Origin of the sequence: Streptomyces sp. NPDC088732 (genome assembly GCF_044751205.1) — a bacterium.
Classification (GTDB): domain Bacteria; phylum Actinomycetota; class Actinomycetes; order Streptomycetales; family Streptomycetaceae; genus Actinacidiphila.
The window spans coordinates 57966-78505 of sequence record NZ_JBIVLI010000004.1 but is presented as its reverse complement, the minus strand read 5'-3'; the positions used below and the strand labels follow the sequence as shown (position 1 = coordinate 78505).

The window sequence follows — 20540 nt, the reverse complement described above, 5'->3', positions numbered from 1 at the left end:
CGGGAGCGCCATAGGCGGATACGTATGCCAACCGTCCACGGTTCAATCAAAAAGCTCGGAATCCTGGCGAACTATGCGCTCATATGTCGGCTGATAGTTGATCCACGCGACCAGATCATGACCCAGTTGCTCACGGGTGGCCACCGCGTCGTCGTGGCCGATCTGCACCGGGGTGCCCGCCGCCTTGGCGCTGAGCTGGACCTCGCAGGCCTTCTCCATGGTCATGAACCACCACGCCGCGGCGTCCACCGTCTCGCCGACCGTCAGCAGCCCGTGATTGCGCAGGATCACCGCCTTGTGCCCGCCGAGGACCACGGCGACGCGCCGCGCCTCGGCGTCGTCGACGACGACCCCGGTGTAGGAGTCGTACACCGCGTGGTCCTCGTAGAAGGCGCACGCCTCCTGGCTGATCGGCTCCAGCCGCTCGCCGAGCGCCGCGAGCGCCCGGCCGTACGTGGAGTGGCTGTGCACGACGGCCACCGCGTCGGGTCGGGCCAGGTGCACATGGGCGTGGAGGGTGAAGGCGGCCTGGTTCACGTGGTGGCGGCCCTCGACCACCGCGCCCTGCTGATTGACCAGGATCAGCTCGCCGACACCGACGTGCGCGAAGGGCACCCCGAAGGGATTGACCCAGTAGTGGTCGGCCAACTCCGGGTCGCGGACCGTGATGTGGCCCGACACGCCCTCCTCGAACCCCATCCGGCCGAACGCCCGCAGCGCCGCCGCCAGGCGCTCCTTGCGGTGCCGCCGCTCCGCGGCCGGGTCCTCGAAGGTCGGCGGCAGGGCGAAGTGCAGTTCGCCGGGGGGCACGGGCTGGGGCGCGGTGTCGGTCATGGCGCGGAAGTTACCCCGAGGTACCGGAGATGAACAGGGGCGATACGAGGTTTCCCCCGTACCGCCCCAAGCCGGCCCCACTAGGGGCTCACTCCCACTCGATGGTGCCCGGGGGCTTGCTGGTGACGTCCAGCACGACGCGGTTGACGTCCGCCACCTCGTTGGTGATGCGGGTGGAGATGCGGGCCAGCACCTCGTAGGGCAGCCGCGACCAGTCCGCGGTCATGGCGTCCTCGCTGGAGACCGGGCGCAGCACGATCGGGTGACCGTAGGTGCGGCCGTCGCCCTGGACGCCGACCGAGCGGACGTCGGCGAGCAGCACCACCGGGCACTGCCAGATGTCACGGTCCAGGCCCGCCGCGGTGAGCTCCTCGCGGGCGATGGCGTCGGCGTCGCGCAGCAGGTCCAAGCGCTCCTTGGTGACCTCGCCGACGATGCGGATGCCCAGGCCCGGGCCCGGGAAGGGCTGGCGCTGGACGATCTCCTCGGGCAGGCCGAGCTCCTGGCCGACCATGCGGACCTCGTCCTTGAAGAGCTTGCGCAGCGGCTCGACGAGCTGGAACTGCAGGTCCTCGGGGAGGCCGCCCACATTGTGGTGGGACTTGATGTTGGCGGTGCCGGTGCCGCCGCCGGACTCCACCACGTCCGGGTAGAGGGTGCCCTGGACCAGGAACTCCACCGACTCGCCGTGCGCGCCCGCCTCGGCGACGATCTCGCTCGCGGCCTGCTCGAAGACCCGGATGAACTCCCGGCCGATGATCTTGCGCTTCTCCTCGGGGTCGGAGACCCCGGCGAGCGCGGTGAGGAAGCGCTCCTCGGCGTCGACGACCTTCAGCTGCACACCGGTGGCCGCCACGAAGTCCTTCTCGACCTGCTCGGACTCGCCCTTGCGCATCAGGCCGTGGTCCACGTAGACGCAGGTCAGCTTCTCCCCGATGGCCTTGTTGACCAGGGCCGCGGCGACCGCGGAGTCCACACCGCCGGACAGGCCGCAGATCGCGCGCTTATCGCCGACCTGGGCGCGGATCGCGGCGACCTGCTCCTCGACCACGTTGTGCGTGGTCCAGTTCGGCGCGATGCCCGCGCCCCGGTAGAGGAAGTGCTCCAGGACCAGCTGGCCGTGCTCGGAGTGCAGCACCTCGGGGTGGTACTGGACGCCGTAGAGCTTCTTCTCGTCGTTCTCGAAGGCGGCCACGGGCACCAGGTCGGTGGCCGCGGTGACCGCGAAGCCCTCGGGGGCGGCGGTGCAGGTGTCGCCGTGCGACATCCACACCGAGTGCTCGGCCGGGGTGCCCTCGAAGAGCGTCGAGCCGGTCTTGCCGACGTGCAGCGGCGTGCGCCCGTACTCCCGGGCACCGGTGTTGTCCACGGTGCCGCCGAGGGTGATCGCCATCAGCTGGAAGCCGTAGCACATGCCGAAGACCGGGACGCCGGCCTCGAAGAGGGCCCGGTCCAGCCGCGGGGCGTGCTCGGCGTAGACCGAGGACGGTCCGCCGGACAGGATGATCGCGGCGGGCCGCTTGGCCAGCATCTCCTGGACGGGCATGGTGCTCGGCACGATCTCGCTGTAGACCCGGGCCTCACGCACACGACGGGCGATGAGCTGGGCGTACTGCGCCCCGAAGTCGACGACGAGAACGGTGTCGGGGGCGGCTGGGGTCGCTGATGCCACGGTGGGCCTTCCGGCGGGTCGAACGTGGGGTCCCTGCCGATTCTACCGGGGCCCGCGGCTTTACTTCCCCGCCCCGAGGAGTCAGACTGACCGCCATGTTCAGCAGCACGCATACCTATGGCACCGGCTGGTCCGGCTGCCATGGTCGTACTGTCTGATCGCGGAAACGCATTCCAGACGTCACCAGGCGCCCCGGGCCATACGGCCCGGGGCGTCTGGCGTATGCCTCCCCGGGCGGGCCAGGGGCCCCGACCAACCGAGGAGAGACCCATGAGCGGCACGGCAGCACCCACCGAGCAGGAGCACACTCCGGACGCCGAGACCGTGATCGCCGGCGGGCAGCAGCGCATCGACGACCTCGACGCACGGATCGTCGCGCTGATCCGAGAACGGATGACCGTCTCGGCCGGGATCCAGCGGGCCAGGATCGAGTCCGGCGGCCGCCGGGTGCACCTGGCCCGCGAGATGGAGGTCCTCGCCCGCTTCCGCGGTGAGCTGGGCAGGCCCGGCACCACCCTGGCGATGACCCTGCTGGAGCTGTGCCGCGGCCGCGTCTGACGCGGGCGGGTGAGCAGCCCCCGGGACGGGCCGAGTGACCCGTTCGGGGGGCATCACCCGTACGGCACGTGACCGCCTCCGGGTGCCTTCGTTGAATCCGGTGTCCGTGCCAGCCAGGCGCGGTCACCTTGGGCCAGGGGTAGCAGGGACAGCAGGAACAACAAGACGTCGAAAAGCAGGACACCGCGCGTGGACACCGCTCAGACGCAGCTGGGCGGGGTGGCACCGGAACGATGAGGCGCGCCCGCGTCTAGTGGAAGCACCGCGGGCTCGCCGTGGGACCTCGTTCCGGTGGAATGTGACCGGACGGCAGGGGACAGCAGCCCGGTCACGACTCAAAAGTGGCGGTCGGCTCCGGGGACGCCGGGGGCCGGCCGCTCTGCGAGGAACACACTACTCATTTCGCGGCACTTGGGCAGACATCCGGCCCACGATCGAGTGAGTCGCCGTCCGCCGCCCCGCAACGACGGGGCCGTCAGGACGTGGGCGGGACCTGCCGCACTGGCGGCACCGGCGGGACCGGGAGCAGCGGCAGGCGCAGGGCGCCGAAGGCGTCCCCCGGGACGACCGGCTGCTTCGGCTCGACCGGCACGACCCGGCGGTAGGGCTCGCCCTGGGCCGGACGCGGGTCGGCATCACCCTTGTTGGGCCACAGAGACATCGCCCGTTCCGCCTGCGCGGTGATGGTCAGCGACGGGTTGACGCCGAGGTTCGCCGACACCGCGGCACCGTCGACCACATGGATGCCCGGGTGCCCGAACAGCCGGTGGTACGGGTCGATGACGCCGTGCTCCGCGTCCTCGCCGATCGCGCAGCCGCCCAGGAAGTGCGCGGTGAGCGGCGTGCCCATCAACTCGCCGACGTTGCTGCCCGCGAAGCCGTTGATCTCCTCGGCCAGCAGCCGGGCCGCCTCGGCGCCCTCGGGGATGAAGTCCGGGTTGGGCGCGCCGTGGCCCTGGCGGGCGGTGAGCAGGCCCTTCCCCAGTCCCTTGGGCTTGCGGTACGTGGTCAGCGAGTTGTCCAGGGACTGCATGACCAGGCCGATGATGGTGCGCTCGGACCAGCGGCGGTTGGACAGCGAGCGCATCAGCAGCACCGGGTGGCGGGCGCAGTGCGCGAGGTAGGCCAGGCCGCGCGGCAGTCTCGTGCCGTGCGGGACCTGGAGGATGGACAGGCCGCCCATCGAGTTGGAGCCCTTGCCGTAGCGGACCGGCTCGATGTGGGTGCTGTCGTTCGGGTGGATCGAGGACGTGATGGCCACGCCCCGGGTGAAGTCGACCCGCTGCTGGCCGGTCCGCTTCCGGTAGCGGCGGCTGTCGGTCTGCGCGCCCACCAGGGCCTCGGAGTTGGTGCGGGTCAGCTCGCCGAGCCGGGCCGAGACACCGGGCAGCCGGCCCGCGTCGCGCATGCGGTGCAGCAGCGTCTGCGTGCCGTAGGTGCCGGCCGCGACGACCACGTACCGCGCGCGCAGCACGCGGGGGGCGGCCTTGCGGCGGTCGGTGGGGACGACGGAGACGTCGTAGCCGCCCCCGGGGTTCTCCGCCAGCGCCGTGACCGTGGTCATGGGGTGGATCACCGCACCCGCCTTCTCGGCGAGGTGCAGGTAGTTCTCGTTGAGGGTGTTCTTGGCGCCGTGCCGGCAGCCGGTCATGCACTCCCCGCACTCGGTGCAGGCCCGCCGGGACGGTCCGGCGCCGCCGAAGTAGGGGTCCGGCACCTCGCCGCCGGGCGCTGCCTCGGCGCCGCCGCCGGCCCCCTCCTCGACTGCGTCCTTGCCGTCGCCGAAGAACACGCCGACCGGGGCCATGTGGAAGGAGTCGCCGACGCCCATCCGCTCGGCGGCGGCCTTGAGGTGGATGTCGGAGGGGGTCATGGTCGGGTTGAGGCGCACGCCCAGCATCCGCTGCGCCTGGTCGTAGTAGGGGGCGAGCTCTTCGCGCCAGTCGGTGATCCGGCCCCACTGGCGGTCCTCGAAGAACGCCTTCGGCGGCACGTACAAGGTGTTGGCGTAGTTGAGCGAGCCGCCGCCGACCCCGGCGCCCGCCAGGATCATGACGTTGTCGAGCAGGTGGATGCGCTGGATGCCGTACAGCCCGAGGGACGGCGCCCACAGGTAGTCCTTGAGGTGCCAGGAGTTCTTCGGCAGGCTCTCGCGGGTCCAGCGGCGGCCCGCCTCCATGACGCCGACCGCGTAGCCCTTCTCGGTCAGGCGCAGCGCGGAGACGGCCCCGCCGAAGCCGGACCCGATCACGATCACGTCGTAGTCCCGGCCGTCGTCCCGGCCGTCGTCCTGGCTCTGCGTCATCGGCCCGTCCCCCATCAGCGGAGCCTCAGCGCCTTCATCGCGCGGAGGCTGCGGCTCATGAACGCCGCGTACTTCTCGTCGTCCATGCCCATCGACGGGGCCATCGGCAGCAGCCGCTGCGTGGCCACGGTCTGCGCCTCGGTGTACTTCAGGATGCCCTCGGAGCCGTGCCGGCGGCCGAGGCCGGAGTCCTTCATGCCGCCCATCGGGGAGCGCACGCTGCCGTAGGCGGCCGAGTAGCCCTCGTTGACGTTGACGGTGCCGCTGCGCAGGCGGGCGGCGACCCGGGCGCCGCGGCGGGCGTCCTTGGTCCAGACGCTGGAGTTGAGGCCGTAGGGCGTGGCGTTGGCGCGCGCGACGGCCTCGTCCTCGTCGGTGAAGCGGTAGACGGAGACGACCGGCCCGAAGGTCTCCTCGGTGCAGACCGCCATCGGCGCCTCCACCCCGTCCAGGACCGTGGGCTCGAAGAAGAACGGGCCGACGTCGGGCCGGGGCCGGCCTCCGGTGAGGACGGTCGCGCCCTTGGCGACGGCCTCCTCCACGTGCCGGGTGACGGTCTCCAGCTGGCGTTCGCCGGCCAGCGAGCCCATCCCGGCGCCGTAGGCGAGGGCCGTGCCGAGCCTCAGGGCCCTGGTGCGGGCGGTGAAGCGCTCCAGGAAGGCGTCGGCGACCGACGCGTGCACGAAGAGGCGCTCGATGGAGATGCACAGCTGCCCCGCGGAGGAGAAGCAGGCGCGGACCGCGCCCTCGGCCGCCTTGTCCAGGTCGGCGTCCTCCAGGACGAGCAGCGCGTTCTTGCCGCCCAGTTCGAGGGAGACGCCGACCAGGCGGGCGGCGGCGCGCGTCGCGACGTCGCGGCCGGTGCGGGTCGAGCCGGTGAACGACACGTAGTCGGCGTGCTCGACCACGGCCGGGCCGACGACCGGGCCCTCGCCGATCACGATCTGCCACACGTCGGCCGGCAGCCCGGCCTCGATCAGCTGCTCGCGCGCCCACAGGGCGGTCAGCGCGGTCTCCGTGTCGGGCTTCATGACCACGGCGTTGCCCGCGACGAAGGCGGGCAGCGCGTCGCCGATCGAGAGCTCCAGCGGATAGTTCCAGGGGGCGATCTGCCCGACCACGCCCCGCGGGTGGCGCAGTTCGGTGACCTTGGTCAGCACCGGGATCGCGCCCGTGTGCCGCTTGGCCCGCAGGTACGACGGGGCCTTCAGGCCGTAGTGGCGGGCGGCGACCGCGACGGCCTGCACCTCCTCGTGCGCGTGCAGCCGGGTCTTGCCGGTCTCCAGCTGGATGAGGTCCAGCACCTCGGCCTGCCGGCGCAGCACGAGGTCGTGGAACCGCAGCAGGACCGCCGCGCGGCGGCGGACCGAGGTGGCCGCCCACGCCCGCTGGGCCTCCCGGGCCCGGTCGTACGCCGCCGCCACGTCCTGCGGCGTCGACTCGGGAAGCTCCGCCAGCGTCTCGCCGGTCAGCGGCGTGTGGTTCGCGGTACGGCCGCTGCCGCCCACGCCCCGCGTGAGCCGTGCGACCAGGTCGGGGGTGACCACGTCAGCGGCCGTCCTGCTGCCGGAGGGGGCGACCGGATTGCCGTCGCCGGCCGGACCGGCGGGACCACTTGGGGGGAAGTCCGTCATGGCGGGAGAGTACGGCGGGACGACACCGCGTGCATACCCGTCAGTAGCTACTTTTCACAATTACGCCAGCAAAAGCTGGCAAGAACGCCTCAGGTGTCCCTGCGGGGGCTCCGGGACGCGTGGTTCAGGCCCCCGATCCGGTCCGCCAGGTCTGCAGCGCGACCTGGAAACGGGCGAGGGAGGCGGGCCAGTCGGCCGCCGGGGCGCCCATGTAGATCGCGTACTCGGTGCCGTCCGGGGCGCGGTACGCCTGGTCGACGGCGCGGCGCGGCCCGGGGTTCTCGTTCCCCGCGGTCCACGTGAATTCCCACAGCGCGCCGTCGCCCCCGCGGAAGGTGTTCTGGTGCAGCCGCACACGGCTGTAGCGGGGCAGCGCGCGCACGTCCTGTTCGAGCCCGAGCAGGTGCATGTACGGGTTGGGCTCCGCCGGTTGCCGCTCGATCCCGATGCGCAGGCGGTGCGCACCGTTGTCGGGCGTGTAGTCGATCTGGTCGCCGTCCAACTGCCGCTTCCAGCCGCGCGGTACGGCCACGCTGAACCCGGCCGGGTCGTGGACCCGCTCGTATCCGGCGGGGACCCCGGCCGTGGAAGCGGCCGCCGAACCGCCGTTGCCGCCGTGGCCGTGGTCGCGCAGCACAGTGACGAGGACCGCGGCGCCCGCGACCAGGGCGACCGCGACCGACACGGCGAGCGCGGCGCGGACGCGCCGCGGCCGGGGGCGTTCCTGGCGGGGCCCGCCCGCGGCGACGACCGACAGGGCGGCGGCGAGCCGGTCCGCGGGCGTCCGCGCGGCCGGCTCCTTCCGCAGCAGGCCCGCGATCACCGGCCCCAGCGGTCCGGCGCCGGCGCCCTCGGGCGGCTCCTCGTACACCACCGCCTGGAGCGTGCCGATCGCCGAGGTGCGGCGGAAGGGCGAGCGCCCCTCGACCGCGGCGTAGAGCGTGGCGCCCAGCGACCACAGGTCGGACTCGGGTCCCGGGCGGTCGCCGCGGGCCCGTTCGGGGGCCAGGTAGTCGACGGAGCCGACGAGTTCGCCGGTGCGCGTGATGGCCGCGTCGCCCTCGACGACGGCGATGCCGAAGTCCGACAGCAGCACGCGGCCGTCGCGGGCGAGCAGCACGTTGGCCGGTTTGACGTCGCGGTGCAGGACGCCCGCGGCGTGCGCAGCGCGCAGCGCGTCCAGGACCGCGGCGCCGACCCGGGCGGCCTCGCGCGGGGCGAGCGGGCCGTCCGCGCGGATCGCCTCCTCCAGGGAGCGGCCGTCGACGAGCTCCATGACGATCCACGGGCGGCCGTCCTGCTCGACGACGTCATGGACGGTGACCACCCCCGGGTGGCTGATCCGGGCCGCCGCGCGGGCCTCGTGCTGCATGCGGGTCTGGAGCAGCGCCCGGTCCTCCTCGGCGAGATGGGCGCCGAGGGTCAGCTCCTTGACCGCGACGGTGCGCCGCAGCACGACGTCCTGGGCCTCCCACACCCGGCCCATGCCGCCGCTGCCGATCAGGTCGCCCAGCCGGTACCGTCCGGCCAGCACGCTGCCGCTGCCGCTCGCGCTTCCGATCATTCCTCTGCCCCCACGGCCTGTTCGACGCCGGACCGCCCCGCTCCGGTTCCGCGCGGCGGGACCGGAGCGGGACGGATCAGGTGCCGTACGTCTCCGCCGCCTTCTCGAAGTACCGCTTCACGTCCGAGCGGCGGCTGTCCGGGCCGACGACCAGCACGACGTGGTACTTGCCGTCCCGGATCATCACCAGGTTGCGCGCGAACAGCTGCTGCCCCGAGGTGTCGCTCCAGCTGAACTCCCCCTCCGCGGCCGGCACTCCGCCCATGTCGAGACGGCGCAGCCCGGAGGCCGAGGACCAGCCGGAGGCGCGGAAGCCGGCCAGTTCCGGCTCGTCGTTCTGGTACGCCATGGGGTCGCTGCCCTTGTCGGCGACGGAGTCGCGGCCCGGGACGACGAGCAGTTGGTAGTCCCCGCCGGCATAGCGGATCTGGCCGTCGCCGTTCTTGCCGCTGCGCTGCCAGCCGTTGGGCACGGCCAAGTGGAAGCCCGCGGGGTCGGTGCGCAGCTGGAAGTCGCCGCCGAGGCCGGTGGTCACCGTGTTGTCGGGGGACGCGGGCCGGCTGGGCGGGGGGCTGCTCACCGGCGTCCGCGAGGGCGGGGCGTGCGAGGACGGGGCGTGCGAGCCCTGCGGCTTGTCGTCGCCACCGGGCATCTGCGCGGGCAGGGTCCGCGCGGGGTCCGCGCCGCCCTCGTCGGTGCCGCCGCCGCGGGGCAGGAAGACCACGGCGTAGACCACGGCGGCCGCCAGCAGTGCCATGACCAGGGCGACGAGCATCAACCCCAGCGTGCGCGGCCCCCGTTGAGGCTTGGTGCGCGCCTTGGACCGCTTGTGCCGGCCGTGGGCCGGGGGCGCCGGCACCGGATCGGCGGCGGCCTTGCGGCGCCGGACGAGCTCGCCCCGGCGCCGTACGACGGGCAGCTTGTGCGCGTCGTCGGCGGGCACCGGCACGGTGCGCAGCCCGAGGTCCGGCTCGGGCGCGGAGCGCACGAGGGAGCGCAGCCAGCCGCGCAGTTCCTCCGCGTCCGGCCGCTCCTCGGGGTCCTGCCGCAGCAGGGACTCCACGACGGGCCGCAGCGGGCCGCACTCCTCCGCGAACGCGGGGGGCTCGGCGACGACGAGCTGCACCAGTTCGGTGGTCGACTCCTCGGGGAACGGCGGGTGGCCCTGCACACTGCGGAAGAGCAGCGAGCCCAGCGCCCACAGGTCGGCGGCGGGGCCGACCGGCGGGGCCAGCTGCCAGTTCTCGTGGACCTCGGTGGCCTGCTCCGGCGCCCAGCGTTCGGTGACCGGGCCGACCACGGTGAGCCGGGCCTGCCGGGCGCGCTCCAGCTCCAGCACCGAGTGCGGGCCCTCCCAGCTGCCGCCGCCCGCGTCCTCCTCGCCGCCGCCCGCGAGCGCCGGCACCGGCAGCGTGTTGTAGCCGCACAGCGCCTCCTGGGCGGCGCCGACCGCGAGGCCGGACAGCATCGCGCGGCCGTCGTCGCAGACCAGCACGGTGCCCGCGGTGACATTGCGGTGGGTCCAGCCGTGGGCGTGCAGCACGCGCAGCGCGGTCAGGACGTCGTTGCCGACCTCGGCGGCCCGGTACGGGCTCAGCCTCTTGTCGGCCAGGAGCACGGCGAGCGGCCGGGCCGACACCAGCTCGCTCACTATCCAGACGCTGCCGTCCTCGACGAAGATGTCGAAGACCTGCACCAGCCGCGGGTGGTCGGGTATGGACGCCGCCGCGCGGGCGGCCTCGAGGGCCCGGCGCGCGGTGTCCCCGCCGTCACCGCGGTACGGCTCCGGCTCGGCGCCGACGACCTCCGGCAGCAGGACCTGGCGTACCAGCACCTCCTGGCCGCTGTAGGTGTCAAAGGCCCGGGTCTCCACGAGTTCGTACTCGTCGGCGGGCGGCCGCGGCAGGCGGTAGCGGTCGGCCAGTACCCGTCCCGCGTAGTCGTCCACCACGCCTCCCCAAAGCGTCAGATCCGGTCCGATCTGGATGCGGACAGTCCGCAATGATTCACGATACGTGCTCGGGCGGCGTCACTTGGCCGGTTTGAAGGTGTTGTACAGAGACGCCAGCATCGCCTTGGTCTCCGGGCTGTCCCACTCGGCGTCCGGGGCGGTGAAGAGGATGGCGTAGCCGTGCGTGTCGTCGGTGACGAAACCGCGGTTGACCGCCCGCATCCTGGTGCCGTGCGACGTGAAGGTGAACGTCCAGTCCGCGACGGTGCGGTAGCCGCGCCAGGACACCGGCTCGATGGCGATCCGCTGGTAACCGGGGTACGCACTGCGGGTGCTCGGCTCCTGGTCCCTCCACGCCTTCGCCGCGTCCTTGCCGGGCGTCTTCGTCCAGTCGATCTGGACGCGCGGGCTGTGGCTCGCGTTGAATATCCGGCCGCTGCCGTAGCCGTTGCCCTTGCTGTTCGCCTCCCAGCCGGCGGGCAGCGCGATCGAGAAGCCGCCCTCGGAGGAGGCGTAGGTCTGCCAGCCGGACGGCACCGAACCGGCGGAGCCGTCGTCCGAGCCGCTGCCGGAGCCCTTGCCGGAACCGGAGTTGTCGCCGGACGAGGGTGTGGAGCCGGATCCCTTGCCGGAGTTGTCGCTCTTGCCGTCGTCCTCGTTCTTGCCCTGGCCGTCACCGGACGTGTCGTCGCCCTTGCCGCCCTTGCCGTCCTGGACGCCGCCGTTGTCACCGGACTTGGTGCTCGACGAGGTGGAGGGGGCGGGGGACGCCCCCGAGCCCGTGCCGTCGTCGCCGCCGCCCGCGAGGACGCCGATGATCGTGCCGAGCACGGCCAGCACGACCACGCCCGCCACGATCAGCAGGGTCCTGCGGTGCCGCTCGTCCCGCAGGAAGGGCGGCAGGGCGAACGACGCCGGTGCGGCCGCGGTGGCCGCCGCGGGCGCCGGGGCCGGCTCGGGCTTGGTCTTCGCGGCGCGCAGCGCGGCCTGGTCGGCGGCGGCCTCGCGGGTCGCTGGCGGCGCGTCGGTGGGGGTCGGCTGCGGATCGGTGGGCAGTGCCATCGCGCGGGTGGCGTCGGGCGCGGGGCCGACGGGCACGGCCGGGGCGGTGGCCACCTCGGTGAGCATCGGCCGCACGGCCGCGTCGTCGAGGCGCTCCTCGGGGTCCTTGGCGAGCAGCCCCTGGATCGCTCCGGCCAGCGGGCCCGCGTTGGCGGGCGTCTTGAGCTGCTCGGTCATCACCGCGGTGAGGGTGGCGATGGCCGATCCCCTGTCGTACGGCGGCCGGCCCTCCACGCACGCGTACAGCAGCGCGCCCAGCGACCACAGGTCGGCGGGCGGTCCGGGCTTCTGGCCGCGGGCCCGCTCGGGCGAGATGTAGGAGGGGGCGCCGACGAGCATGCCGGTGGAGGTGACCGAGGGGTCGCCGTCGATCTGGGCGATGCCGAAGTCGCTGAGCACCACCCGGCCGTCCTTGGCGAGCAGCACGTTGGACGGCTTCACGTCGCGGTGGAGGATGCCCTCCTTGTGCGCGGCGCGCAGCACGTCGAGGACGGTCAGGCCCACCTCGGCCGCGCGCTTGGGCGTCAGCGGGCCGTCCTCGCGGATCGCGTCGGACAGCGAGCGGCCCTCGACCAGCTCCATCACGATCCAGGGGCGCTCGTCCTCCTCGACGACGTCGAAGACGGTGATCGCACCGGTGTTGCGGATCCGGGCGGTCGCCTTGGCCTCCCGCAGGGTGCGGGTGATCAGGCGGCGCTTCTCGTCCTCGTCGACGTTGCCCGGGAAGCGCAGCTCCTTGACGGCGACGGTACGGCCCAGGGTCTCGTCGACGGCCCGCCACACCGTGCCCATGCCGCCCTTGCCGAGCACGGCACCCAGCCGGTAGCGGCCGGCGAGGAGGCGGTGGTCGGTGTCGGTGTCGTGCGCCTGACCCATGAATTCCCTCTGCAGTCGCTGAAGATGAAGCTCCCTCATCGCCTGGTTTCGGCGACCGCGGGATGGAGAGCTCCATCATCCCTGACAATGCCCCGTGGTCCCACCCCGCCCTGACCCTGTGCTAGTCGTGCAGCACGAGTCCGGCCACGACGTTCTCGAACACCCGCCGGTCGGAGGCCCATTGGGCGGCCGGAGCGGAGAGGTAGACGGCGAACTCCCGCTGTCCGGGATCGCCGAAGCCGAGGTCGATCGCGCGGAAGGTGCGTGCCTTGCCCTCGAAGGTGAACTCCCATACGGCGGCGGGCCGTCCGCGCCACTGGGTGCTCTGCATCCGCAGCTGCTCGTAGCCGTCCAGCTTGGGGATCGTCTGCGCCTCTTCGTCCTTGAAGTGCTGGAGCGGGCTCGGCCCGGCGAAGTCCAGCGTGCCGATGCGCAGGCCGACCAGCTCGGTGGGGTCGACGTAGATGATCTGCTGGCCGTCGTCGCTGACCTGGCGCGTCCACCCGTCGGGAATCGGCACGGAGAAGCCCCGGTCCGGTTCGTCGACCATGTGGTAGCCGACCGGGACGGGGGACGGGCTGTACGAGGGCGGCTGCGAGGCGGGCGGCGACGTGGGGGCGGACGGCGTGCTGCTCGACGCCTGCGAAGACGGTCCGGTCGGTCCCGCGCCGGTGTCGTCCACGCCGCCGAAGTGCTGGGCCGCGTACGCCCCGCCCCCGGCGAGGACCGCGACCAGGACAGCGGCGGTGATCCACAGCGGGGCGCGCCGCCGGCGGACGGGCGGCGGCGCCTGGGCGGGCGCCGGAGCCTGCGGCATCGCGGTGACGGGGGCCGTCACCGGACCGGCCGGGGGGCGGACGACCGCGGTCGGCCCGGTCAGCGGCTGCTGCGGGTGGGACAGCACGTCCCGCGGCACGCTCGCCGTCGCGGTCTCGGCGGCGAGGCCGCGCAGCATCCGCTCCGCCTCCTGCGCCGGCAGCCGTCGCTCCGGCTCCCTGACCAGCAGCCCGGCGATGACCGGCCCCAGCGGGCCCGCACGGCCCGTGACGGGCACCTCGTCGGTGGCGATGGCGTACGCGGTCTCGATGGCGGTGTCCCGGCGGAACGGCGAGCGCCCCTCGACCGCCTGGAACAACGTCGCCCCCAGCGCCCACAGGTCCGCCTCGGGACCCGGCGTGCCACCCGTCAGCCGCTCCGGCGCCAGGAAGTCGATCGAGCCGATCAGCTCGCCGGTGCGGGTCAGCGTCGAGGTCCCCGACGCCTGGGCGATGCCGAAGTCCGTCAGCACCACCCGGCCGGTGTCGGACAGCAGCACATTGCCCGGCTTCACGTCCCGGTGCAGCACGCCCGCGGCATGCGCGGCACGCAGGGCGGCGATCATGCCGCGGCCGATGCGGGCGGCCTCCTCGGGCGCGACCGGCCCGCGCTCCTTCAGCCGGTCGCCCAGCGTCGTGGCCGGCACGTACTCCATCACGATCGACGGCAGGCCCTCGTCCTCCACCACGTCGTGGACCACCACGACATTGGGGTGGCTGATCCGGGCGGCGCTGCGCGCCTCGCGCCGGGTGCGCTCGAAGAGCGTCTCCAGTTCGTCGTCCTGCAGATGGGGCTGCGGCGGATGCAGCTTCTTCACGGCCACCGGGCGTCCGAGCAGTTCGTCCTCGGCCCGCCAGACAGTGCCCATGCCGCCGCGGCCTATCCGCTCGACGAGTCGGTACCGCCCTGCCACCAGGCGTCCGAGGTCGGACATCGCGCGCCCCTTCCTGCGATCTGCCAGAAGGAACGATATCCGGCCCCGTCACGGCACCTGCGGGCGCCGTGGTCCAGGCCACACGGAACCCCCGCCCACCTGCGCTCCCGCGCGCTACAGCGGCACGATGTCCGGGGCGCCCAGGCGGGCCGCGTCGGCCGTCTGGTCGTCCGGCTGCCGCTGCGACTCCCGCTCCGCCTCCACCCGCTTGCGGTAGTGCTCGACCTCCTTCTCCACCTGCTCCTTGTCCCAGCCCAGCACGGGCGCCATGAGTTCGGCCGCCTCGCGGGCGCTGAGGGTGCCGCGGTCGAAGGTCTCGATGGAGATGCGGGTACGGCGGGTGAGCACGTCGTCCAGGTGGCGCGCGCCCTCGTGCAGGGCGGCGTAGACGATCTCGGCCCGCAGGTAGTCCTCGGCATTGGCGAGGGGGCTGCCGAGGGACGGGTCGTCCTTGATCAGCGCCAGCACCTCCTCGGTCAGGGAGCCGTAGCGGTTGAGCAGGTGCTCGATGCGCGCCACGTGCACGCCGGTGCTCTCCGCCATGCGCGCCCTGGCGTTCCACAGCGCGTGGTAGCCCTCGGCGCCGACCAGCGGGACGTCCTCCGTGCAGCACTCCGCCACCCGCCGGTCCAGCCCGTGCACGGCGGCGTCCACCGCGTCCTTGGCCATCACCCGGTACGTCGTGTACTTGCCGCCCGCCACGACCACGAGCCCCGGCACGGGATGCGCCACCGTGTGCTCGCGCGACAGCTTGCTGGTCGCCTCCGACTCCCCGGCCAGCAGCGGCCGCAGTCCCGCGTACACACCCTCGACGTCGTCACGGGTGAGCGGCACCGCGAGGACGGAGTTCACATGCTCCAGCAGATAGTCGATGTCGGCACTGGACGCCGCCGGGTGCGCCTTGTCCAGGGACCAGTCCGTGTCGGTGGTGCCGACGATCCAGTGCCGGCCCCACGGGATCACGAACAGCACGCTCTTCTCGGTGCGCAGGATCAGCCCGGTCGAGGAGTGGATGCGGTCCTTCGGCACGACCAGGTGGATCCCCTTGGACGCGCGGACGTGGAACTGCCCGCGCTCGCCTATCAGCGCCTGCGTGTCGTCCGTCCACACCCCGGTGGCGTTCACGATCTGCCGGGCCCGCACCTCGTACACACCGCCGCCCTCGACGTCCTCGACCCGGGCGCCGACCACACGCTCGCCCTCACGCAGGAAACCGATCACCCGGGCCCGGTTCGCGGCGAGCGCGCCATACGCGGCGGCCGTCCTGACCAGCGTCATCGTGTAGCGGGCGTCGTCCATCTGCGCGTCGTAGTACTGCAGCGCCCCCACCAGCGCGTCCTTGCGCAGGCACGGCGCCACGCGCAGCGCGCCCTTGCGCGACAGGTGCCGGTGGTGCGGCAGGCCGCGGCTGTGGCCCGACGACAGCGCCATCGTGTCGTACAGCGTCACGCCCGCCCCCGCGTAGAAGCGCTCCCAGCCGCGGTGCTGCAGCGGATAGAGGAACGGCACCGGCTTGACCAGGTGCGGGGCCAGCCGCTGGATGAGCAGCCCGCGCTCCTTCAGGGCCTCCCGGACCAGGGCGAAATCCAGCATCTCCAGATAGCGCAGGCCGCCGTGGATCAGCTTGCTCGACCGGCTCGACGTCCCCGCCGCCCAGTCCCGCGCCTCCACCAGCCCGGTCGACAGTCCGCGGGTCACGGCGTCCAGCGCCGTCCCCGAGCCGACGACGCCGCCGCCGACCACGAGCACGTCCAGTTCCTGCTCCGCCATTCGGGCGAGCGCGGAGGCGCGCTCCGCCGGTCCCAATGTCGCCGTCAGCATCCGAGCCTCCCGTGGTGACGCCAGGTCGCGCCACAGCGCATTCCCCGTCCCCACGATCGTTACCCGCCCCGCCCGCCCCTGCTACCTGTGGGACCCGGCCCTTTCCCCGCCCTCCCACCCGTGTGCCCCGTGAAGTCCGGGCGCCCCGACGCAAGTGGTGTGGGGGCCGGGTGCGGGCCCTCCGGAGCTGCCATTCTGGACAGCACATTTAGGTGCCTCAGGAACTCTCGGCTGCGTGCCCCGGGTCACGCACCCAAATATGCTCCACAGTCCAGAACGCCACCCTCCCCCAGCTACCGCTGGGAGGTGCCCCCACCTCCCCCGCCCCCTCCGTCTCGTATCGCGCCTGATCCCCGGTGGGTGGTGTGAAGCGGCACCGTGCTCGGGCACCCGTAGGCGCCGCGCTGTCCAAGTGCGCAGCCGTCACCGCCCGCCGACACCCCACCGGCCGTCAGTCGCCGCAACCGGCCCGGGAGGGGGTGTGGCGGGGTGCGCCCGGAAGCGACGAGCGGCGACCGCGGTACACCAATTTCAGGGCCGACCCGCGAGCGCTGAGGACGTACCCCGGCGCGGCACCGACCCCACAGCACACGTGCGGGGCCCGCACTTACCGCGCCGGGCTGGGGGCACCCCCGGCCGAAGGTTGGGGGAGGGTGGGAGGGCGGGGGAAAAACCCAGGCCCGGTCAAGCGAAGCGCAGCGCCCCGCAGCGTGGCGTGCGGTCATATCAGCTATCTGTCTGGTTAGCCTGATTTCGAGCTGTTTGGGTACCGCACGCAGGAAGAGGCCCCCATGCCCGCAGACCTCGCAGTCATCGGACTCGGCCATGCCGGCCTGCCCTTCGCGCAGGCGGCCTGCGCCGCCGGGATCGGGGTGATCGGGTACGACCCTGACGAGGGGACCGTGGACGCGGTGAACGCGGGCCTGCGCGGGCCGTCCGGGGATCTCGCCGCCGCGGACGTCCGCAGGATGCTGGCGGCCGGCTTCCGCGCGACCTCCGACCCGGCCGCGCTGGGCCGCGTGAGGACCGCCGTGATCTGCGCGCCGGTCACCGTCGGCGAGGACCGGGAACTCGACCTGTCCGCGCTGGAGGAGGCCGGCCGCACGCTGGCCGCGCAGTTGCGTCCGCACACCACCGTGGTGCTGCAGTCGCCCGTGTACCCGGGCACGACGGAGGAGTTCCTGCGGCCGCTGCTGGAGAAGGGCTCGGGCCTGCGGGCGGGCCACGGCTTCCATCTCGCCTACTCCCCCGTCCGCGGCTTCGCCGGCCCCAGGGTGATCGGCGGCCTGACCCCCGCGTGCACGGAGGCCGCCGCCGCGTTCTACGCCCGCTTCACCGAGCGGATCGTACGGGCCAGAGGCCTGCGCGAGGCGGAGACCGTGCAGTTGATGGAGACCAACTACCGGCACGTCAACATCGCGCTGGCCAACGAGATGGCCGTCTTCTGCCACGACATCGGCGTCGACGTCTGGGACGTGATCCGCTGCGCCGAGACCCGGCCCTTCGGCTTCCAGGCGTTCCGGCCGGGCCCGGGGGTCGGCGGCCACACGATGCCGCTGGACCCCAACCACCCGCCGTACCAGGGCCGGATGCGCGGCCACCCGCTGCGGCTGGTGGAGTACGCGCAGGAGGTCAACGCCCGCATGCCGCGCTATGTGGTGCAGCGTGCCGCCGCGCTCCTCAACGAGCACGGCAAGTCGCTGCGCGGCGCCCGCGTCCTGCTGCTCGGGGTGACGTACAAGCCCGACCTGCCGGACCAGGAGGGCGCCCCGGCCCGGGAGATCGGCGCCCGGCTCATCGAACTCGGCGCGCAGCTCAGCTACCACGACCCCTACGCCCCCGAGTGGCGTGTGCTGGACCGCCCCGTGCCCCGCGCCGACTCCCTGTGGGAGGCGGCGGCGCAGGCCGACCTCACGGTGCTCCTCCAGCACCACCGCACCTACGACATGCAGGGCCTCTCCGCCAAGGCCCAGCTCATGCTGGACACCCGCGGCGCCACCCCGGTCGGTGCGGCCGCCCGCCTGTGAGCCACCCGGGCCTCAGACCGACGAGGTGGGCGCCGAGAGGCGGACCGCCCTCTCGGGGAGGCGGACGCCGCAGTCGACGCGCACGCCCGCCGGGAGCTCGTTGTGCGGGCCCACGTGGGCGTGGTCGCCCACCACCGCGCCGACCACGCTGGTGCGCTCACCGACGACGGCCCCCCGCCCGACCACGGACCGCTGCACCAGCGCCCCCCGCCCGATGCGCGCCCCGGGCAGCACGACACTGCCCTCGACCACGGCACCGGCCTCCACGACGGCGCCCTCGCACACCGCCGTGCCTGCCGTCAGCACTGCCATCGGGTCGACCCGCGCTCCCGGCAGGACCAGGGCCTCCCCCGCCGGACCGGGAAGCGCGGGCGAGGACACGTACCCGCGCACCAGGTCGGCCGACCCGGTGACGAAGGCCGACGGCGTGCCGAGGTCCAGCCAGTACGTCGTGTCAACGACGCCGCGCAGCAGGGCGCCGGCCGCCAGGAGGCCGGGGAAGGTCTCGCGCTCGACGGAGACCACCCGGTCCCCGGGGATGGAGTCGATGACGGACCGGGTGAACACGTAACAGCCCGCGTTGATCTGGTCGGTGACGATCTCCTCCGGCCGCTCCGGCTTCTCCAGGAAGGTGGTGACCCTGCCCGTGCCGTCGGTGGGGACCAGCCCGTAGGCCCGGGGGTCCGGGACCCGGGTCAGGTGCAGGGTGACGTCTGCACCGGTGGCGCGGTGGCCGTCCCGGAGGCCGGCGATGTCGAGGCCGCTCAGGATGTCCCCGTTGAACACCAGGACCGGCTCGTCGGGACCGCAGGTCAGATGGCGGGCGGCGTTGCGGATCGCGCCCCCGGTGCCGAGGGGCTCGGTCTCTGTGACGTAGACGAGTTCCAGGCCCAGTCCGGCACCGTCGCCGTACTCCCGCTCGAACAGCTCCGCGAGGTAGGACGTGGCGAAGACGATCCTGGTCACCCCCGCGGCCGCGGCGCGTGCCAGCTGGTGGGTGAGCAGCGGTACCCCGGCGACGAGCAGCAGGGGCTTGGGGGTGAAGGTGCACAGCGGATGCAGCCGGGTGCCCTTGCCGCCGACGAGGAGAATCGCTTCGCTCATGTCTTCTCCCAGTAAACGTTCAGGAGGGGTTCGGAGGACGGCGCCGCCGGCGCAGTTCGGTAGGCGGGCGCTCCGCCGTGCTGGACGGGGGCGGTTGCCTCCGTGCCGTCGGCGGCGGTCTTGAAGACCCACGTCCGGTAGGACCAGAAGCGGAAAAGGGTGGCAACGCCGATGCCGACGAACTTGAAGATGTTGTTGGCGAGCGTCCCGTCCCAGCCGAATCCGTAGGTGGTTGCGTAGAGCACCGAGTTCTCGATCACCAGGCCGACCGCGCTGAAGAAGAGGAAGAGCCCGAGCTCCCTCTTCTGGCCGTCCTGGCCTCGGTCGCGGTCGCGGTACGTGAAGTACCGCAGGCCGAGGTAGTTGGTCATGATCGCCACGACCGTCGCCAGGACGCTCGCCCGCACCGTCTGCCACTGGGCGACGTGCCTGATGAAGTTGAAGACCGCGAGATTGACCACGAAGCCCGAGAGCCCCACCAGGCCGAACTTCGCGATCTCGCGGTACAGGTGTCCCAACCGCGAAGGAAGCGCGTGCCGTCCGCTCATGGTGAAGTCATGTCCCTTGTCTCAGCAGTCTCGTGACTCGTGGTCCTCTGGGTCGTCCGTCGGCCGCGCCGCGGCCGACGGTCTCCGGTTCAGCTCCGGCGGTTGCGCATGCGCAGTCGCAGCGGCACCAGAGCCGACTCGATCTGCGTCGCGAGATTCATCTTGGAGACGCCCTCGGTGCGCTCCTCGAAGCGGATCGGGATCTCCACACCGTTGTGGCCGTTGCGCGCAGCAAGGAACTTCAGCTCCACCTGGAAGCTGTAGCCCGCGCTGTCCAGCGTCCGCAGGTCCACGTCGCGCAGCGTCTGGGCACGCCAGAGGTTGAAGCCGGCGGTGATGTCGCGGATCTTGGTGTCGAGGATGGTACGCGCGTAGCGGTTGGCGAAACGCGACAGCAGCTGCCGGTGCTTGCCCCATTCCTCGTCCAGGGAGCCGCCGTCCACGTACCGGCTGCCCACGACGAAGCCCGCCCCGGTGGCCAGCGCGGTGCCCAGCATCTGCGGGATGACCTCGGCCGGGTGGCTGCCGTCCGCGTCCATCTGCACCACGAACTCGGCGCCCTCGTCGAGCGCCGCCAGCATTCCCTCGGTGTAGGCCCTGCCCAGGCCGTCCTTGGTGGTCCGGTGCAGTACACTCATGCGCGGATACACACCGAAGTCGTTGTACTTCTCAGCCAGTTGCTCGGCGAGCGCACCCGTACCGTCGGGGCTCGAATCATCCACGACCTTCAGATGCAGGCCGGGCAGCGGCAGCCGCATCACGATATCCGCGATCCTTGGCAGGTTGGCCGCCTCGTTGTACGTGGGCATGACGACCGTCAGCGGAACGTTCCCC

Annotated in this window: 14 protein-coding genes; 2 read left to right on the top strand and 12 right to left on the bottom strand. The window is 72.7% G+C overall.

Features of this window, described 5'->3' with window-relative positions:
- Positions 1–42 precede the first annotated feature (42 nt).
- Both ACIP9H_RS08225 and guaA read right to left on the bottom strand, forming a co-directional pair.
- On the bottom strand, positions 43–834 hold the full coding sequence (locus ACIP9H_RS08225) for a class II aldolase/adducin family protein (RefSeq protein ID WP_401595036.1): 792 nt from the start codon (positions 832–834) through the stop codon (positions 43–45).
- Positions 835–922: 88 nt separating this feature from the next.
- Positions 923–2506: a glutamine-hydrolyzing GMP synthase gene (guaA, locus tag ACIP9H_RS08220; RefSeq protein WP_401958246.1), complete on the bottom strand. Its 1584-nt coding sequence runs from the start codon at positions 2504–2506 to the stop codon at positions 923–925.
- Between the two features lie 270 nt (positions 2507–2776).
- On the opposite strand from guaA, the gene ACIP9H_RS08215 reads away from it, so the two are divergent.
- Positions 2777–3064 carry a chorismate mutase gene (locus ACIP9H_RS08215; RefSeq protein WP_401958243.1) on the top strand — a complete coding sequence of 96 codons (288 nt, stop codon included), beginning with the start codon at positions 2777–2779 and terminating at the stop codon, positions 3062–3064.
- 475 nt (positions 3065–3539) lie between these two features.
- Here the strand turns inward: ACIP9H_RS08215 and ACIP9H_RS08210 are convergent, their stop codons facing one another.
- The 7 genes from ACIP9H_RS08210 to ACIP9H_RS08180 all read right to left on the bottom strand — a co-directional run bounded on the left by ACIP9H_RS08210 (position 3540) and on the right by ACIP9H_RS08180 (position 16027).
- On the bottom strand, positions 3540–5369 hold the full coding sequence (locus ACIP9H_RS08210; protein ID WP_401595044.1) for a GMC oxidoreductase: 1830 nt from the start codon (positions 5367–5369) through the stop codon (positions 3540–3542).
- 14 nt (positions 5370–5383) lie between these two features.
- Positions 5384–7003 (bottom strand): succinic semialdehyde dehydrogenase, encoded by a 1620-nt coding sequence (locus ACIP9H_RS08205; RefSeq protein ID WP_401595047.1) that lies wholly within the window; start codon positions 7001–7003, stop codon positions 5384–5386.
- A 124-nt stretch (positions 7004–7127) separates the two neighbouring features.
- Positions 7128–8567 carry a serine/threonine-protein kinase gene (locus tag ACIP9H_RS08200; RefSeq protein WP_401595050.1) on the bottom strand — a complete coding sequence of 480 codons (1440 nt, stop codon included), beginning with the start codon at positions 8565–8567 and terminating at the stop codon, positions 7128–7130.
- A gap of 76 nt (positions 8568–8643) precedes the next feature.
- Positions 8644–10515, bottom strand: a complete 1872-nt coding sequence (locus ACIP9H_RS08195; protein ID WP_401958617.1) for a protein kinase — start codon at positions 10513–10515, stop codon at positions 8644–8646.
- Between the two features lie 81 nt (positions 10516–10596).
- Positions 10597–12456 carry a protein kinase gene (locus tag ACIP9H_RS08190; RefSeq protein ID WP_401958239.1) on the bottom strand — a complete coding sequence of 620 codons (1860 nt, stop codon included), beginning with the start codon at positions 12454–12456 and terminating at the stop codon, positions 10597–10599.
- 121 nt (positions 12457–12577) lie between these two features.
- The gene (locus ACIP9H_RS08185; RefSeq protein WP_401595056.1) at positions 12578–14206 is read right to left on the bottom strand and encodes a protein kinase; all 1629 of its coding nucleotides are present in this window, start codon (positions 14204–14206) and stop codon (positions 12578–12580) included.
- A 114-nt stretch (positions 14207–14320) separates the two neighbouring features.
- Complete coding sequence (locus ACIP9H_RS08180; RefSeq protein WP_401595059.1) at positions 14321–16027, bottom strand: glycerol-3-phosphate dehydrogenase/oxidase; 1707 nt, start codon at positions 16025–16027, stop codon at positions 14321–14323.
- A 791-nt stretch (positions 16028–16818) separates the two neighbouring features.
- On the opposite strand from ACIP9H_RS08180, the gene ACIP9H_RS08175 reads away from it, so the two are divergent.
- Positions 16819–18054 carry a nucleotide sugar dehydrogenase gene (locus tag ACIP9H_RS08175; protein WP_401958236.1) on the top strand — a complete coding sequence of 412 codons (1236 nt, stop codon included), beginning with the start codon at positions 16819–16821 and terminating at the stop codon, positions 18052–18054.
- A gap of 12 nt (positions 18055–18066) precedes the next feature.
- Here the strand turns inward: ACIP9H_RS08175 and ACIP9H_RS08170 are convergent, their stop codons facing one another.
- The 3 genes from ACIP9H_RS08170 to ACIP9H_RS08160 form a co-directional block, all read right to left on the bottom strand.
- On the bottom strand, positions 18067–19158 hold the full coding sequence (locus ACIP9H_RS08170; protein ID WP_401958234.1) for a sugar phosphate nucleotidyltransferase: 1092 nt from the start codon (positions 19156–19158) through the stop codon (positions 18067–18069).
- The gene (locus tag ACIP9H_RS08165; protein WP_401595066.1) at positions 19155–19706 is read right to left on the bottom strand and encodes a GtrA family protein; all 552 of its coding nucleotides are present in this window, start codon (positions 19704–19706) and stop codon (positions 19155–19157) included. Before ACIP9H_RS08165 ends, ACIP9H_RS08170 begins: the two co-directional genes overlap by 4 nt.
- An 89-nt stretch (positions 19707–19795) precedes the next feature.
- Positions 19796–20515, bottom strand: a complete 720-nt coding sequence (locus ACIP9H_RS08160) for a polyprenol monophosphomannose synthase (RefSeq protein ID WP_401595185.1) — start codon at positions 20513–20515, stop codon at positions 19796–19798.
- Positions 20516–20540 lie beyond the last annotated feature (25 nt).

Coding starts and splice junctions, on each gene's coding strand:
- ACIP9H_RS08225 (WP_401595036.1), bottom strand. CDS start 834: ATGACCGACACCGCGCCCCAGCCCGTGCCCCCCGGCGAACTGCACTTC.
- ACIP9H_RS08215 (WP_401958243.1), top strand. CDS start 2,777: ATGAGCGGCACGGCAGCACCCACCGAGCAGGAGCACACTCCGGACGCC.
- ACIP9H_RS08210 (WP_401595044.1), bottom strand. CDS start 5,369: ATGACGCAGAGCCAGGACGACGGCCGGGACGACGGCCGGGACTACGAC.
- ACIP9H_RS08205 (WP_401595047.1), bottom strand. CDS start 7,003: ATGACGGACTTCCCCCCAAGTGGTCCCGCCGGTCCGGCCGGCGACGGC.
- ACIP9H_RS08200 (WP_401595050.1), bottom strand. CDS start 8,567: ATGATCGGAAGCGCGAGCGGCAGCGGCAGCGTGCTGGCCGGACGGTAC.
- ACIP9H_RS08190 (WP_401958239.1), bottom strand. CDS start 12,456: ATGGGTCAGGCGCACGACACCGACACCGACCACCGCCTCCTCGCCGGC.
- ACIP9H_RS08185 (WP_401595056.1), bottom strand. CDS start 14,206: ATGTCCGACCTCGGACGCCTGGTGGCAGGGCGGTACCGACTCGTCGAG.
- ACIP9H_RS08180 (WP_401595059.1), bottom strand. CDS start 16,027: ATGCTGACGGCGACATTGGGACCGGCGGAGCGCGCCTCCGCGCTCGCC.
- ACIP9H_RS08175 (WP_401958236.1), top strand. CDS start 16,819: ATGCCCGCAGACCTCGCAGTCATCGGACTCGGCCATGCCGGCCTGCCC.
- ACIP9H_RS08170 (WP_401958234.1), bottom strand. CDS start 19,158: ATGAGCGAAGCGATTCTCCTCGTCGGCGGCAAGGGCACCCGGCTGCAT.
- ACIP9H_RS08165 (WP_401595066.1), bottom strand. CDS start 19,706: ATGAGCGGACGGCACGCGCTTCCTTCGCGGTTGGGACACCTGTACCGC.
- ACIP9H_RS08160 (WP_401595185.1), bottom strand. CDS start 20,515: ATGCCCACGTACAACGAGGCGGCCAACCTGCCAAGGATCGCGGATATC.